We start from the raw sequence: 15,303 nt of genomic DNA, 5'->3' as shown, positions 1-15,303 counted from the left end.
GGGCTCAGCGCCCCGAACACACCGCCGAGCTCAGGTGGCCGAGGTCCACGTGCCGGCGGCGGACGAGCGGGGGCCGGGCGGCGGTGCGTGCGGTCACGGTGACTCCCATCGGTCCTGGCGGAAGCACCCGCACCTGATCGCTCAGGGGGTTGCTGCGGCGTCGACGAGCCAGGTCTCTCGGCCGCTCTGGATGGACGGTGCGAAACTACCCCACGCACGCCCCGGACGGCAAACCTCCGCCCGGAGACCCGAACGGAGGAACCCCGTGACCAGCGAGACCAGTGAGACCCGCACCGACCGTCAGGCCACCACCCGCGCGAGCTGGTCGCTCCAGGCCGGCGGTGAACCCCGGGTCCACGTGCTGCACGAGAACCCCGACTGGTTCGCACCGTTCGAGGCGGCGTTCCGGGCCGAGGGCGTCCCGTTCCAGGAGGTGCTGCTCACGGACGGGTCGATCGACCTCGACGCCGAACCAGCGGCCGGGGTGTACTGGTCGCGCCTGAGCGCGTCGTCGCACACGCGCGGGCACGTGCACGCGAAGGAGTTCACGCGGTCCGTCGTGGCGTGGCTCGAGGGCTGGGGCCGTCGCGTGGTGGGCGGATCGCACGTCGTCGAGCTCGAGGTGAGCAAGGTGCGTCAGCACGCCTTGCTGCGGCGCAACGGGATCGACGTCCCGCACACGATCGCGGTGTTCGGGGTCGACGACCTGGTGCCCCGTGCGCGGGAACTACCCGTCCCGTTCATCACCAAGCACAACCAGGGCGGCAAGGGGCTGGGGGTGCGGCGGTTCGACTCCCACGAGGACTTCGAGGCGCACGTGGCCTCGCCGGAGTTCGAGGAACCCGTCGACGGCGTCACGCTGCTGCAGGAGTTCCTGCGGACCACCGAGCCGTTCGTCACGCGTGCCGAGTTCGTCGGCGGCCGGTTCGTCTACGCGGTCCGCGTCGACACCTCGGCCGGCAGCTTCGAGCTGTGCCCGGCCGACGCCTGCGAGGTCCCGGCTGCGGGTGCAGCGGCCGAACCGTTCGCCCTGCGGCCCGAGGTGACCGCCGACACCCCGGTGGTCCGCCGGTGCGCGGCGATGCTGCGCGCGGCGGGGCTGGAGATCGCCGGGGTCGAGTTCGCCGAGACGGCCGACGGCCGCACCGTGGTCTACGACGTCAACACCAACACGAACTACAACCCCGCCGTTGAGGCCGTCGCCCCCGAGTCCGCCCCCCGGGCGATCGCCCGTCACCTCGGCGAGCTGCTGCGCGCCGAGCAGGTCCGTCGTCCGGCCACCGGGGTCACCGCCGGGTGAGCGGAGCCCGCAGGCCGAGGTGCTCGCGCAACGTCGTCCCGGCGTACTCCCTCGGGTAGGCGCCGCGGTCCTGCAGCGCGGGCACGAGCTGGTCGACGATGTCGTCCAGGCCGCTGGGCACCAGGTAGGGGGTGATGTTGAAGCCGTCGCTGGCGCCCGAGCGCACCCAGTGCGCGAGTTCGTCGGCCAGCTGGGAGGCCGTGCCGGCGAAGCCCCGTTCGGAGGAGTGGTGGAGCACCAGTTCGCGCAGCGAGAACCCGCCCTCCTCCGCCACGGCCCGCCACCGCTGCGCCAGGACCCGGGCGTCCGCCCCGGCCCGGTGCGCGCCGCGGGTGCCGTCGATGTCGGTGATGACGGGGTCGTGCGCGGGCAGCGGGCCGTCCGGGTCGAGGTGCGAGAGGTCCTCGCCCCAGACCTGGCCCACGAGGGACAGGGCGGTGGCCGGGGTGACCTGCTGCTCCAGGACCCAGCGCGCCTTCTCCTCCACCTCCGCCTCGGTGTCGGCCACGACGATCTGGGTGCCGGGCAGCACGAGGACGTCGCCCTCGGGGCGCCCGGCCGCGACGGTCCGCCGGCGGATGTCGTCGGCGAACTCGAGGGCGTCCGCGTGGTCCGTGCCGTGCCGGGAGAAGACGACGTCCGCCGTCCGCGTCGCGAAGTCGCGTCCGGCCGGTGAGTCGCCCGCTTGGAAGAGGACCGGGTGCTGCTGCGGGCTCCGCGGGACGGTCGGGGTGAACTCCACGTCGAAGAACGCGTCCTGCACGTCGACCGGGGTGAACCGCCGGCCGTCCCAGCTGTCCCAGACCCGTTGCGCGGTGCGGACGAAGCGCGCGGCGCGCTCGTAGCGGTCGGCGTGGTCGAGGTACCCGCCGCGGCGGAAGTTCTCACCGGTCCAGGCGTTGTCGGTCGTCACCACGTTCCACGCGGCCCGTCCACCGGAGAGGACGTCGAGCGAGGCGAGCCTCCGGGCCAGGTCCGCGGGGTCGTTGTACGTCGTGTTCTGCGTCGCCACCAGGCCGATGTGCGTCGTCAGACCGGCGAGGGTCGCGAGCTCGGTGAGGGCGTCGGGTCGGCCGACGACGTCGAGGTCGTGGATCTTCCCCCGTTGCTCGCGCAGCCGCAGGCCCTCCCCGAGGAAGAACGCGTCGAAGAGCCCGCGTTCGGCGGTGCGGACCAGCTGGACGAACGTGGAGTGCGCGATCTGCGAGCCGCTGCGGGGGTCGGACCAGATCGTGCTGTGGTTCACGCCCTGGAAGAACACGCCGAAGTGGACGACGGCGTCGGGGAAGCGCAGGTCGTCGCGGGACGGGGTGGTCATCGGGGGTCTCCTCCGGTGCGCACGAGTGCGGGGCCGGTGGCGTACCGGTTGGCGGGGCGTTCGAGCCCGAGGGTGGTGCGCAACGTGGCGCCCGGCAGCGGGGGTTGCAGGACGCGGGCGGCGCGCAGCGCCGGGAACGTGGTGCGCAGGAGCGTGCTGAGGTCCTCGTCGAGGACGGCCGCGTGCAGCCGGACCCCGTCGACCACCCCGGCCAGGTCGGCGAGCCACGCGGCCAGCGCCTGGCCGGAACCCGCCCAGCGGATCCGGCCCCGGTCCGGGGCCGGTGCCCTCGCTTCCAGCGCCGCGAGGCGGTCGACCGCGGGGTGCGCGTCGGTGTCGAGGACGACCTCGACGTCGAGGACGACGAGCGGGCCACCGGGGGACCGTCGCGCGCCCGCGTCCCCGCTGAGCACGACGTCCGCGGTGCTGCGGTCGGCCCGGTGCCTCAGGTCGTCCTCCTGGACCACGACGACGGCGTGCCCCTGGGGTGAGCGGGGCACGGTCAGCGGTCCCTTCACCGACCAGCGGCCGGTGTCGACGTCGACGTGGTGCAACCGGTCGCGGTCGACGTACCGGCCGGTGGCGACGTCGCGGACGACGGCGTCGTCCTCCCAGGAGTCCCAGAGGGCCCGGACCGCGTGCACCACGTCCGCGAGCTCACCGGCCGGGTCCTGCGCGACGGGCAGGCCGACGCCGCGCGCCGCGGCGGCCGGCGACGTCGTGGCGATCCACCCGGCGCGTCCGGCGCTGGAGTGGTCGAGCGAGGCGATCTGGGCCGCCACGTGGAACGGCTCGGAGTAGGTGGTGGCCGCCACGGGCAGCAGCCCGACGGCCTCCGTCGTCCCGGCCAGGAAGGCCGCGCGCTGGACCGCGTCGAGGTGCCCGGCGGGGTTGCGCGGATCGGGCAGCGGCGAGTCCTCGAACGTCAGCCCCGTCAGGCCGTGGGCCTGGGCGGTCACCGCGAACCCGCGCAGCCGCCCGGGGGAGAAGACCTCGTCGGGGGTGCTGCGCGACCAGCGCCACGCGGCGGGGTGCCACCCCCCTCCGTCGACGTCCAGGAACAGGTGCACAGGCGTGGTCACGGGGTCTCCCGGGGTCGGTGGGGAACGGAGTCGCGGAGGACCTCCCGGGCCCGTCGCGCGTGTGCGACAGTGGGGCACCCGAGAGCGGAGGTGTGAGGTGCTGCGACAGACGTGGGCGCGATGGTGCGCTGCCGCAACCGGTCTGGGTTCGATCGTGGTACAAGGGCTCGCCCTGGCCGGGCACGGCCAGTGGGGGTTCCCCTGGTCGCCCGCCGACCTCCACGACGACCGTCGCCACGACTGCACCGACGGTCCGGCGCACGACCGCGGCCCGGGTCTGGAACCCGGTCCGGGGGAGCTGAGCTGGACGGAGTTCGAGGCCGAGCTGCACGAGGTGCTCGCGCAGGGGGCGCCCCGGACGGGGGACGGGCCCCGCCCGAGCAGCGAGCCGCTGGCCTGACGACGCAGATCACCGGAGCGGTCCGCCGGCGCCGAGGACCGACCCGGGGGCCGGGCGGGGGTCGGACAGCGGTGCCCAGCGCCCGTCGACGACCCCGTACCGCAGCTCGGGGCCGCTCGTGACGAGTCGCCGGAGCGCGTCCAGCAGCCGGTCGACCTCGGCGCCCGTGGTGCCGACGCCCGTGGAGATGCGCAGGCCGCCGTCGGCCAGCCCCAGGGCGTCCGCGAACCGGTGGGCGCAGAACCGGCCGTCGCGCACGCCGATGCCGTGCTCGGCGGACAGGTAGGCCGCGACCTCGGAGACGGAGCGGCCGGGGACGGTGCAGGTCACGACCCCGACGGCGTCGCGGGGACGGGGCCGGACGACCTCGACCCCGGTCAGCGTCTCCAGCCCGTCCACCAGCCGTGCGCGCAACGCCCCCTCGTGCTCCTCCAGCGCACCCGGCGCCAGCGCGGCGAGCGTCGTGCACGCCTGCGCCAGCGCCACCGCGCCGACGACGTTCGGCGACCCCGCCTCGTGCCGGTCGGATCCCGTGGCCCACCGCACGTCGTCGTGCCGCACGTCGAGCGTCGCGCCCCCGCCGGCCAGGTACGGCTCGGCCACGTCCAGCCAGTCGCGCCGGCCGACGAGCGCCCCGCTGCCGAAGGGCGCGTAGAGCTTGTGGCCGGACAACGCGAGGTAGTCGACCCCGTCCCGCCCGACGTCGACCCGCCGGTGCGGCAACAGCTGCGCCCCGTCCACCGCGATCCGCGTCCCGGCGTCGTGGGCGGCGCACGCCAGCCGCCGCAGCGGGAGCACCTCCCCGGTGACGTTGGACGCACCCGCCACCGTGAGCAGTGCGTACCGGCCGGTCGCCAGCTCGGCCTCCAGCCGGGTGGTGGTCTCCTCGGCGTCGACGCCGCCGGGCACCACCGTCGTGCGGGCGGACCGCTGCCAGGGCAGCAGGTTGGCGTGGTGCTCCACGTCGGCGACCAGTACGCGCCCCCCGGCCGGGACGGCGCGCGAGAGGAGGTCCAGGGCGTCGGTGGTGCTGCGGGTGAGGACCACGAGGTCGTCGGGGCGTGCTCCCACGAAGGCGCCGACCCCCTCTCGGGCCTGTTCGAACAGCGCCGTGGAGACGCGGGAGAGCCAGCCGGCGCCGCGGTGCACGCTCGCGTAGTGCGGCAGCACCTGCGCGACCCGCTCGGCGACGGCGACGAGGGCCGGGGCGCTGGCGGCGTTGTCGAGGTTGGCGTAGGTGGTCGAACCCCCCGTCGCGAGCGGCACGAGCGTGCCGGCCCCGACGACGGGCAGCAGGGCGCCGACGGCACCGGAGGGCCCCGGGCAGCGCGAACGGGTGGGGGACAGGGTGCTGGTGCTCACGCAGGAACTCCTGGGGGAGGGGACCGGCACCGGGAGGACCGGGTCGCCCCGGTGAGGTCCGCGCTTGCCGGCCCCACCTCGGAACCGGCCAGGTCGTCACCCGGGGCACCCCACCGCGGAGGAGGGTTGCCGGCCAGCGAGCCGGGGCTTGTCGCTGGCGCTCATGACCTGTGCAGGAGCTTGCCACGAGGAGTTCCGCCGATCAACACCGGCGTACCGCGAACTCCCCTCGGGCGCCGTCCCGGGTCACCCGGGTACTCGTCCGGGAGGCGCGAGGAGAGGACTTGTGGAGGTCGCGCGGACCGCTCTATGGTCGATGCACACCATCCAGAGCGGCCGAGAGTCCTGGCTCGACGACGCCGCAGCAACCCCCCGAGCCCGGGCGAGGGTGCTAACGCCAGGTCGATGGAGCACGTGATGAGCAACACCCTTGTCGAGCCGTCCCCGCGTCCCGGCGCAGGACCGGCCCGATGACCCTGGCGCCCCTCGTCGCCGGTGCGGCGGGACGGCCGACCCTGAGTTTCGAACTCTTCCCACCCCGCTCACCGGAGGGTCGGAACGCCCTGTGGTGCAGGCTGTCCGACCTGTTGGCGACGCAGCCGGACTTCGTGTCCGTCACGTTCGGGGCGGCCGGTGCCACGCGCGGACCCAGCCGGGACCTGATGGCCCACGTCCTGAGTTCCACGGCCGTGCCCGCGATGGCGCACCTGACGTGCGTCGGTTCCTCCCGCCGCGAGGTCATCGACCTGGCCTGCGAGTTCTTCGACGCCGGTGTCCGCAACGTCCTCGCCCTGCGCGGCGACCCGCCGGTGGGGACGGGTGCGGCGCAGTTCCGTCCCCACCCGGACGGCGTCCGGACGGCCCGCGACCTCGTCGAACTCCTCCAGGTCGCCGACCGGCGGCGCCTCGCACAGCGGGGTGGACGTCTCCCCGTCGACGTCCCCCCGCTCAGCCTCGCCGTCGCCGCCTTCCCGCGGGACCGCGACGGGTGCGAACTCGCGGTCCTGCGTGCCAAGCAGGACGCCGGCGCGCAGTTTGCCGTGTGCCAGGTCGGCTGGTCCGCCCGCGAGTACGCGACGTTCGTCGCACGCGCGCGAGCGGCGGGCGTCACCATCCCGCTCCTGCCCGGTCTCGCGGTGACCCACGAGGTGCGTCGGCTGGAACGGATCGGTGAACTCACGGGCGTACCCGCCCCCCGGGCCCTGCTCGCGGCACTGGACACCGACGACGTCCGGGTCCGCCGTCGGGCGGGGACCGCCTTCACCTCCGGGGTGGCGCGCGACCTGCTCGCCGTCGGTGCCCCCGGTCTGCACCTCTACACCTTCAACGCGGTCGAGCCCGTGCTCGACCTCCTCGAGCAGCTGCACGACCACCCGGACCTCACCCGACCCGCCGAACGCCGCCCCCGCGCGGTAGGAGGACGCACCCGATGAGCCAGAACGCACCGACCGGTCACACCCAGCACCCCGAGTGGAACGCGACGGTCCTCGGCTACCCGCGGATCGGACCCGACCGGGAGACCAAGAAGGCCATGGAGGCGTTGTGGGCCGGGCGCGCCGACCTGGCCGCCACCGAATCGGCCCTGGCCGCCGTCCGCGCCCGGACGGTCCGGCGCCTCAACGCCCTCGGGCTGCCCGCCCACGACGCGTCCATCCCGTCCTCGTTCTCCGCCTACGACCAGGTCCTCGACACCGCCGTCGCCGTGGGGGCGGTGCCGGAGCGTTTCGCCGACCTCGTCGGGGCCGACGGCCGGGTGGACCTCGGGGCCTGCTCGACCATGGCCCGGGGGCGCGGGACGCTGGCCCCGTTGGAGATGACGAAGTGGTTCGACACGAACTACCACTACCTCGTCCCCGAGATCGGTCCCACGACGGCGTTCCGGTTCGCCGACGACCGCGGGGTCCGCGAGTTCTCCGAGGCGCTGGCCGACGGGTTCCTCACCCGCCCGGTCGTCGTGGGGCCGGTCACGTTCCTGCTCCTGGCCAAGGCCGCCGACGGCGGCCCGGAGGGTTTCGCGCCGATCAGCCGGCTCGAGGACCTGCTCGCCGCCTACGAGGGTCTGCTGGCAGCCCACGCCGCGGCGGGGGCCACCTGGGTCCAGCTCGACGAACCCGGTCTCGTGAGCGAGTCCGCGACGGCCCGTGTCGACGGCCTGGCCGACCTGGTGCGGGGGGCCTACGAGCGGCTCGCCGCGGTTCCGGGCCGCCCGCGGTTGCTGGTGGCCACGCCGTACGGGGACGCGCAGGAGTTCCTCGGTGCGTTGAGCGCGGTGGAGGGGATCGCGCTCGACCTCGTGGAGGGTTCCGCGCCGGCGGACCCGTCCGTCCTGGCGGGCAAGACCGTCGTCGGCGGCGTCGTGGACGGGCGCAACGTCTGGCGCGGGGACCTCGAGGAGGCGCGGGAGAGCCTGCGCCGGATGCAGGGGTCTGCCGGTCGCGTCGTCCCGGGCACCTCGACCTCGTTGCTGCACGTGCCGCACGACGTGTCCCGCGAGAGCGCTCTGCCGGAGCGGCTGCGCGGATGGCTGTCCTTCGCCGACCAGAAGGTGGCCGAGGTCGTCCTGCTGGGCCGGGCCCTGGCCGATCCGGACGGCTCCGGCGTGGCCGCGGGACTGGCCGACTCGGCCGCGGCCCGGGCCGATCGTCTCGGCGCCTCCGGCGTGGTGCGGCCGCAGGTGCGCGACCGGCTCGCCGCGCTGACCCCGGACGCGTTCCGGCGCAGCGACCACGCTGTGCGGCGGGTGGCGCAGGAGACGGCCCTGGGTCTGCCGCTGCTGCCGACGACCACCATCGGGTCCTTCCCGCAGACGTCCGAGATCCGCCGGGCGCGTGCTGCCCGGAGCCGGGGTGAGCTCGCGCAGGAGGGGTACGAGGAGTTCCTGCGCGCCGAGATCGACCGCGTCGTGCAGCTGCAGGAGGAGCTCGGCCTCGACGTCCTCGTCCACGGCGAACCCGAGCGCAACGACATGGTCCAGTACTTCGCCGAGCAGCTCGACGGGTTCGCGGTGACCGAGCACGGCTGGGTGCAGTCCTACGGCTCGCGCGGGGTCCGGCCGCCGATCCTGTGGGGCGACGTGTCGCGACCCGCGCCCATCACGGTGCCGTGGAGCAGGTACGCGGCGAGTCGGACGGCGAAACCCGTCAAGGGCATGTTGACGGGCCCGGTGACGATCCTCGCCTGGTCCTTCGTGCGCGACGACCAACCGTTGGGGGACACCGCGAACCAGGTCGCCCTCGCCCTGCGCGACGAGGTCGCCGACCTCGAGGCGGCGGGCATCGGGATCGTGCAGGTGGACGAACCCGCGCTGCGGGAGCTGCTGCCGCTGCGGACGGCCGACCAGGCGGCGTACCTCGACTGGTCCGTCACCGCCTTCCGGTTGGCCACCGCGGGGGCGGCCGACGCGACGCAGGTGCACACCCACCTGTGCTACTCCGAGTTCGGGGAGGTGATCGAGGCCATCGACGGCCTGGACGCCGACGTCACGAGCATCGAGGCGGCGCGTTCGCGGATGGAGGTGCTCGAGGACGTCGCCCGGGCCGGTTTCGCCCGCGGCATCGGTCCCGGCGTCTACGACATCCACTCCCCGCGCGTCCCGTCCGCCGAGGAGGTCGTGGGGCTGCTCCGGTCGGCCGTCGGCTCGGTGCCCGCACCCCAGGTCTGGGTGAACCCCGACTGCGGGCTCAAGACGCGGGGGTACGCCGAGACGACGGAGTCCCTGCGGAACCTCGTCGAGGCCGCGCGCACCGTACGGGCGGAACTGCTCGAGGGTACGCCCGTCGCGGGCTGACCTCCCTCACGGCCGAACCCCTCCACCCCACCGGGGTGGAGGGGTTCGGCCGTCCCCGGGGAAGTCCGTGGTTGAGTTCCGGCACGGTTCCCCGTAGAGTTCACGGTGCAACCATCCAGAGCGGCTGAGAGACCTGGCTCCGCGACGCCGCAGCAACCCCCCAAAAACGGGCGCGGGTGCTTCCGCCAGGAACGATGGAGGGGTTCAGGTGGACCGCACGTCTCACGTCGCCGTCCTGCGGCGCGTCGTGGACCTCTGCCGCACCGGTGCGACCAGCTGTCGCTGACCGTCCTCCCGCCGGCTCCGACCCGGCTCCGCGCGCCGCCGTCCCGTCGGTGCGCCCCACCCCTTCCCAGGAGAACCCTTGCGCCGCCGCACCTCCCTGCCCACCGTCCTGTCCGCCGCCGCCCTCGTCCCGCTGCTCGGCGTGCTCACCGCGTGCAGCGGGAGCCGCAGCAGCGCCGACGACGCCGGCGCCGCCCCCGTCCGCGGAGGGAACCTCACGTTCGCCATCTCCGTCGACTCCGGGTGCATCGACCCGCAGCAGGTCGGGAACAACGACGCGCTGAACATCGGCCGCCAGCTCGTGGACTCCCTCACCGTCCAGGACCTCGACGGGCGGATCCAGCCGTGGCTCGCGCAGCGCTTCGAGGTCAGCCCGGACGCGACGACGTTCACGTTCCACCTGCGGCAGGGGGCGACGTTCTCCGACGGGTCGCCGGTGGACGCCACCGCGGTCCGGGCGAACCTCGACGGGATCGTCGCGCTCGGGGCCAAGGCCCCGCTCGGGTCCACGTACCTCCAGGGGTACACCGGGACGCAGACCCCCGACGCGCAGACGGCCGTCGTCACGTTCTCCCGGCCCAGTGCGCAGTTCCTGCAGGCCACCTCGACCATGAGCCTCGGGCTGCTGTCCGTCCCGACCACGACCGCCGATCCCGCGACCCGTTGCGCAGGGACGACGCTCGTGGGCTCCGGTCCCTTCGTCGTCGGCAGCTACACCAAGGACGCCACGACCGTCCTGGACCGGCGCAGCGGGTACGACTGGGCACCGACCGGGGCGCAGCACCAGGGCGAGGCCCACCTCGACTCGGTCACCTACCGCGTGGTCCCCGAGGCCGGCGTGCGCACCGGGTCCCTGCAGTCGCACCAGGTCGACGCCACGACCGGCATCGCGTCCCAGGATCTGCCGCAGTTCGACGGGAACGGCTTCTGGACGCAGCGGCGGGCCAACCCCGGGATCCCGTACAACCTGTTCCCCAACGAGTCGAGGGCACCGTTCGACGACGTCCGCGTCCGGCAGGCGCTGTCGAAGGCCGTCGACCGCGAGCAGTTGGCGAGCCTCCTCAACCCGGGGGACCAGGCCGTGCGGTCGGCCCTCTCGGCGTCCACCCCCGACGCCCCCGACGACTCCCCGGTGCTCGCCCGCGACCTGGCCGGCGCGGACCGCCTGCTCGACGAGGCCGGCTGGACCAGGGGTGCGGACGGGATCCGCGAGAAGGCCGGACGCGAGCTCACCTTCACCGTCTTGTTCTGGCAGCCCACGTCGGCCGTGCTGGAACTGCTGCAGCAGCAGGTCCGTGAGGTCGGTTTCGACCTGCAGCTGAAGCAGGGCACGACCGCCGACACGGCTGCGCAGCAGAACTCCGGCGACTACGACGTCCTGTTCTACAACCTCACCCGGTCCGACTCGGACGTCCTGCGCACCGTCTTCTCCACCGACACGCGCAACGTGAACCAGCGGCCCCGCGGTGCGGTCGACGACCTGCTCGCCGAGCAGGCGTCCACGACCGACGCCGCGCAGCGGGCGCGGTTGGTGGAACAGGCCTCACGCTCGCTCGTGCAGGACGCGCACTCGATCCCCCTCATCGAGCTCTCCACCGTCATCGCGGCGTCGGACGACGTCCACGGCCTGCAGTTCGAGGGCTCCTCCCGGCTCTGGTTCCACGACGCCTGGAAGCAGTCGTGACGGCCGGTGGCGGTCGCGCGGGGTACGTCGTCCGCCGGCTCGGCCAGGCCGTCCTGGTGCTGTGGGCCGCGTTCACGGTGACGTTCGTCATCCTCTACCTGCTGCCCAGCGACCCGGTCTCGATCATGCTGGCCGGCGGGCAGGGCGGGGAGCAGTCGACGGCCGACCCCGCGCAGGTCGCGGCCCTGCGGGCCGAGCACGGCCTCGACGACCCGCTGCCCGTGCAGTACGCGCACGCGCTGTGGCGGACGCTGCACCTGGACCTCGGGAACTCCATCCAGAACGGTGCCCCCGTGACGACGCTCATCCGCGGCGCGGTGCCGCAGACGTCGGTCCTCGCGGCGTCGTCGTTCCTGCTCGCCCTGGTCCTCGGGGTGGGGATCGCCCTGGCCTCCACCGCCGTCCACCGGTCCTGGCTGCGCACGTCGCTGCAGGCCCTGCCCCCGCTGGGGGTCTCGCTGCCCACGTTCTGGGTGGGACTGCTGCTGGTCCAGGCGTTCTCGTTCCGACTGCCGGTCTTCCCGGCCCTGGGCGACGAGGGCCCCGCGAGCCTCGTCCTGCCGGCGGTGACGCTGGCGGTCCCGGTGTCGGCGTCCATCGCCCAGGTGCTGGCCCGCAGCCTGCGGACGGCCCTGGCCGAACCGTACGTCGAGACCGCCCGCGCCAAGGGTGCTTCCCGCTCCCGCGTGCACCTGCGGCACGCGCTGCGCAACGCCGCGATCCCGACCCTCACGCTGGGCGGGATCATCGTCGGGAACCTGCTGGCGGGTGCCGTGGTCGTCGAGACGGTCTTCTCGCGGGTGGGCGTCGGACGGCTCACGGTGACCGCGGTGAAGGGGCAGGACATCCCGCTGGTGCAGGGTCTCGTGCTGCTCGCGGCGACCGTCTTCGTGGTCACGAACCTCGTCGTCGACCTGCTGCTCCCCTGGGTGGACCCGCGTCTGCGCGTCGTCGGGGCCGGCGCCTCGCGACGGCGCACCCGCAGCGGTGGCGGACGCGTCCTGGTGGGAGGTGCCGCGTGAGCCGCACCCCTGCCCGGACCTTGGACCGGGGGGACCCCGAGGACGTGCTCGACGTGCTGGACATCGGGACCCGCTACCGCGCGGCGGGGGCGCCGCGCGGCCCGCTGCCCGCCTGGCTCCGGCACCCCGACCTCGTGCTGGCGGGGTTCGTCCTGCTCCTCGTCCTCGCCTGGGCGGTGGCGCCCTCCCTGGTCACCGGTCAGGACCCGGCGCAGGGCGTCCCGGCCGACCGGCTCCAGGGACCGTCGGCGGCGCACGTCTTCGGCACCGACCACCTCGGCCGAGACCTGTTCGCGCGGGTCGTGCACGGAGCCCGGTTGACGTTGCAGGCCACCGTGCTCGCCGTGCTCATCGGTCTGGTCGCGGGAACCCTCGTCGGGCTCGTCGCCGGGTTCCTGCGCGGGATGGTGGACGACGTCCTCATGCGGGTCGTCGACGTGCTGCTGTCCATCCCGTCGCTGCTGCTGTCGATGGCGCTCATCACCGCGCTCGGGTTCGGCACCGTGCAGGTGGCGGTCGCGGTCGGCATCGGCACCGTCGCGAACTTCGCCCGCGTCATGCGCTCGGAGGTGCTGAAGGTCAGCGCCTCGCCGTACGTCGAGGCCGCCCGCGCCGGCGGGGTCCGGACGACGGGGGTGCTCTTCCGGCACGTGCTGCCCAACGCCGCCGGACCCGTCCTGGCGTTGTCGGCGCTGGAGTTCGGCGTCGCGGTGCTGTCGGTGTCGGCGTTGAGCTTCCTCGGGTTCGGCTCCCCGCCGCCGGCCCCGGAGTGGGGGGCACTGGTCTCCGGCGGCCGCGACTACCTCGCCACCGCCTGGTGGCTGACGACCCTGCCCGGGCTGGTGGTGGTGGCGGTCGTGCTGTCCACCCACCGGATCGCCCGGGCGCTGGAGAGGGGAACGGCGTGAGCACCGAACCGCTGCTGAGCGTCCAGGACCTGCGGGTGTCCTACTCCGGCCGCGGCGGGCGCCGCGAGGTCCTGCACGGGGTGTCGCTCGACGTGCACCCCGGGGAGGTCGTCGCGGTCGTCGGCGAGTCCGGCTCGGGCAAGAGCACGACGGCGCACGCCGTGGTGGGTCTGCTCCCCCCGGGTGGTGCGGTCGACGCCGGCTCGGTGCGCTTCGAGGGCGAGGAACTCGTGGGTCTGGGCGAACGGGCCTGGCGGTCCGTGCGCGGGGCCCGGATCGGCCTGGTCCCGCAGGACCCGACGCTGTCCCTCAACCCCGTCACGCGCGTCGGGGACCAGGTGGCCGAGGTGTTGCGGATCCACGGGCTGGCCCGGGGCGCCGACGCGCGCCGACGGGCGGTGGACCTGCTCACGGCGGCGGGCCTGCCGGACGCCGCGGTGCGCGCACGGCAGTACCCCACGCAGCTGTCCGGCGGGATGCGCCAGCGCGTCCTCATCGCCGTGGGGCTCGCCGCCGGCCCCCGGTTGCTCGTGGCCGACGAACCGACGAGCGCCCTGGACGTCACCGTCCAGCGCACGGTCCTGGACCACCTGGCGCAGCTCACCCGCGAGGCGGGCACAGCCGTCCTGTTCATCACCCACGACCTGGCGGTCGCGGCGGACCGGGCCTCGCGCGTGGTCGTGATGTCCCAGGGCGAGGTCGTCGAGACGGGGACGACCCCGCAGGTCCTGACCCGACCCCGGCACGCGTACACGGCCTCCCTCCTGGCGGCTGCGCCCAGCTTCGCGACCACCCGGCTGCAGGCGGGCGTGCGGCCCGCGGGAGGCGGGGACGCCCCGGCCCGGACCCCGGGACCGCGGGCCGGGACACCCCTGCTGCAGGTGCGGTCGCTGGTCAAGGAGTTCCCCCTCCCCGGCCGCGGCCGGGTGCACCGGGCCGTGTCCGACGTCAGCTTCGACCTCGACCGGGGCCGCACGGTCGGGCTGGTGGGGGAGTCGGGATCGGGCAAGACCACCACGGCCCGGCTCGTCCTCGGCCTGGAACGCCCGACGTCGGGTCGGGTCCTCCTCGACGGCCAGGACACGGGTCTGCTGCGCGGTTCCGCCTGGCGTGCGCTGCGTCGCCGGTTGCAGTTCGTCTACCAGAACCCCTACGCGTCCCTGGACCCGCGCCTGCCGGTGGGGGAGACGGTCGCGGAACCGTTGCGCGCCTTCGCGGTCGGCGACCGCCGGTCGCGCCGGACGCGGGTCCTGGAGCTGCTGGACCAGGTGCGCCTGCCCACCGAGCTGGCCGAGCGCCGGCCGGCGGAACTGTCCGGGGGGCAGCGCCAGCGCGTCGCCATCGCCCGGGCTCTCGCGCTCGACCCCGACGTCGTCGTGTGCGACGAACCGGTCTCGGCGCTCGACGTGTCGGTGCAGGCGCAGATCCTGGAGCTGCTCGTGCAGCTCCAGTCCGACCACGGCCTGGCCTACCTCTTCATCTCCCACGACCTGGCCGTGGTGCGCCAAATCAGCGACGAGGTGGGGGTCGTGCGGAACGGGGAGCTGGTGGAGTTCGGACCGGTGCAGGAGGTGTTCGAGCGTCCGCAGCACTCGTACACGGCTGAACTCCTCGACGCGGTGCCCGGGCGGCGTGCGCTCGAGGACGTCCGGTGAGCGCCGGCTGGGCCACCGGGGCCGGCAGCCTCGTCGTGCGGTCCGTGGCGGTCGACGACCCGCTGGCCCGACCGCTGTTCGAGGACCTCGCCCGCGAGTACGCGACCCGCTACGGCGCGACGCCCGACCAGGTCCGCGAGGAGCTGCTGCGCCACCCGGCGGAGCAGTTCGCGGACCCCGGCGGGGTCCTCCTGCTGCTGCTGGAGGACGGCGCCCCCGTCGCCGGGGGCGCCTACCGCCGGTACGACGTGGGCACGGCTGAACTCAAGCGCATCTGGACCCACCCGGCGCACCGGCGACGGGGACTGGCCCGGCAGGTGCTCGCCGAACTGGAGCGGCGGGCCGTCGCGGCGGGCTACGAGCGGTTGTTCCTCACGACCGGTCCGCGGCAGCCGGAGGCCCGCGAGCTCTACCTGCGGACGGGGTTCCGTCCCCTCTTCGACGTGGTCACCGACTCCGAGACGATCGGGCCCCTGCCCTTCACGAAGGACCTGCGACCG

11 protein-coding genes, 1 pseudogene and 4 riboswitches are annotated in these 15,303 nt (G+C 74.4%); of the genes and pseudogenes, 9 read left to right on the top strand and 3 right to left on the bottom strand.

Annotated elements, in window-relative coordinates:
- Positions 1-102: 102 nt before the first annotated feature.
- A riboswitch (SAM riboswitch) is annotated at positions 103-197 on the bottom strand.
- A gap of 161 nt (positions 198-358) precedes the next feature.
- On the top strand, positions 359-1,300 hold the full coding sequence (locus AB2L28_RS03665; RefSeq protein ID WP_370717843.1) for an ATP-grasp domain-containing protein: 942 nt from the start codon (positions 359-361) through the stop codon (positions 1,298-1,300).
- Here AB2L28_RS03665 and AB2L28_RS03660 read toward each other — a convergent pair.
- Both AB2L28_RS03660 and AB2L28_RS03655 read right to left on the bottom strand, forming a co-directional pair.
- Positions 1,287-2,618: an NtaA/DmoA family FMN-dependent monooxygenase gene (locus tag AB2L28_RS03660; RefSeq protein ID WP_370717375.1), complete on the bottom strand. Its 1,332-nt coding sequence runs from the start codon at positions 2,616-2,618 to the stop codon at positions 1,287-1,289. The genes AB2L28_RS03665 and AB2L28_RS03660 overlap by 14 nt on opposite strands.
- Complete coding sequence (locus AB2L28_RS03655) at positions 2,615-3,700, bottom strand: LLM class flavin-dependent oxidoreductase (protein ID WP_370717374.1); 1,086 nt, start codon at positions 3,698-3,700, stop codon at positions 2,615-2,617. The genes AB2L28_RS03660 and AB2L28_RS03655 overlap by 4 nt, the downstream gene beginning before the upstream one ends.
- Before the next feature lie 154 nt (positions 3,701-3,854).
- Here AB2L28_RS03655 and AB2L28_RS03650 point away from each other — a divergent pair, with 154 nt between their 5' ends.
- On the top strand, positions 3,855-4,100 hold the full coding sequence (locus AB2L28_RS03650) for a hypothetical protein (RefSeq protein WP_370717373.1): 246 nt from the start codon (positions 3,855-3,857) through the stop codon (positions 4,098-4,100).
- A gap of 9 nt (positions 4,101-4,109) precedes the next feature.
- Here the strand turns inward: AB2L28_RS03650 and AB2L28_RS03645 are convergent, their stop codons facing one another.
- The gene (locus AB2L28_RS03645; RefSeq protein WP_370717372.1) at positions 4,110-5,462 is read right to left on the bottom strand and encodes an aminotransferase class V-fold PLP-dependent enzyme; all 1,353 of its coding nucleotides are present in this window, start codon (positions 5,460-5,462) and stop codon (positions 4,110-4,112) included.
- 55 nt (positions 5,463-5,517) lie between these two features.
- Positions 5,518-5,631: riboswitch (SAM riboswitch) on the bottom strand.
- 151 nt (positions 5,632-5,782) lie between these two features.
- Positions 5,783-5,874, top strand: a riboswitch (SAM riboswitch).
- Between the two features lie 58 nt (positions 5,875-5,932).
- Between AB2L28_RS03645 and AB2L28_RS03640 the strand changes: the two genes are divergently transcribed.
- From AB2L28_RS03640 to AB2L28_RS03610, 7 genes and pseudogenes are all read left to right on the top strand, one after another.
- Positions 5,933-6,895, top strand: a complete 963-nt coding sequence (locus tag AB2L28_RS03640; RefSeq protein WP_370717371.1) for a methylenetetrahydrofolate reductase — start codon at positions 5,933-5,935, stop codon at positions 6,893-6,895.
- Positions 6,892-9,249 carry a 5-methyltetrahydropteroyltriglutamate--homocysteine S-methyltransferase gene (metE, locus tag AB2L28_RS03635; RefSeq protein ID WP_370717370.1) on the top strand — a complete coding sequence of 786 codons (2,358 nt, stop codon included), beginning with the start codon at positions 6,892-6,894 and terminating at the stop codon, positions 9,247-9,249. Before AB2L28_RS03640 ends, metE begins: the two co-directional genes overlap by 4 nt.
- A 108-nt stretch (positions 9,250-9,357) precedes the next feature.
- A riboswitch (SAM riboswitch) is annotated at positions 9,358-9,450 on the top strand.
- 163 nt (positions 9,451-9,613) lie between these two features.
- On the top strand, positions 9,614-11,218 hold the full coding sequence (locus tag AB2L28_RS03630; RefSeq protein WP_370717369.1) for an ABC transporter substrate-binding protein: 1,605 nt from the start codon (positions 9,614-9,616) through the stop codon (positions 11,216-11,218).
- On the top strand, positions 11,215-12,240 hold the full coding sequence (locus AB2L28_RS03625; protein WP_370717368.1) for an ABC transporter permease: 1,026 nt from the start codon (positions 11,215-11,217) through the stop codon (positions 12,238-12,240). The genes AB2L28_RS03630 and AB2L28_RS03625 overlap by 4 nt, the downstream gene beginning before the upstream one ends.
- 62 nt (positions 12,241-12,302) lie before the next feature.
- Positions 12,303-13,148 carry an ABC transporter permease gene (locus AB2L28_RS03620; protein WP_370717842.1) on the top strand — a complete coding sequence of 282 codons (846 nt, stop codon included), beginning with the start codon at positions 12,303-12,305 and terminating at the stop codon, positions 13,146-13,148.
- The gene (locus tag AB2L28_RS03615) at positions 13,145-14,803 is read left to right on the top strand and encodes a dipeptide ABC transporter ATP-binding protein (protein ID WP_370717367.1); all 1,659 of its coding nucleotides are present in this window, start codon (positions 13,145-13,147) and stop codon (positions 14,801-14,803) included. The genes AB2L28_RS03620 and AB2L28_RS03615 overlap by 4 nt, the downstream gene beginning before the upstream one ends.
- Positions 14,800-15,297: pseudogene (locus AB2L28_RS03610) on the top strand (GNAT family N-acetyltransferase); the annotation flags it as partial. The gene AB2L28_RS03615 and the pseudogene AB2L28_RS03610, both read left to right, overlap by 4 nt.
- Positions 15,298-15,303: the final 6 nt, after the last annotated feature.

This window comes from Kineococcus mangrovi (genome assembly GCF_041320705.1).
GTDB lineage: Bacteria > Actinomycetota > Actinomycetes > Actinomycetales > Kineococcaceae > Kineococcus > Kineococcus mangrovi.
Note: the sequence above shows the minus strand (reverse complement) of the source record. Positions and strands in the feature narration are given on the sequence as shown.

Bases quoted from the DNA above. Each gene is read 5' to 3' on its own strand.
- metE (WP_370717370.1), top strand. From the start codon at position 6,892: ATGAGCCAGAACGCACCGACCGGTCACACCCAGCACCCCGAGTGGAAC.
- AB2L28_RS03640 (WP_370717371.1), top strand. From the start codon at position 5,933: ATGACCCTGGCGCCCCTCGTCGCCGGTGCGGCGGGACGGCCGACCCTG.
- AB2L28_RS03660 (WP_370717375.1), bottom strand. From the start codon at position 2,618: ATGACCACCCCGTCCCGCGACGACCTGCGCTTCCCCGACGCCGTCGTC.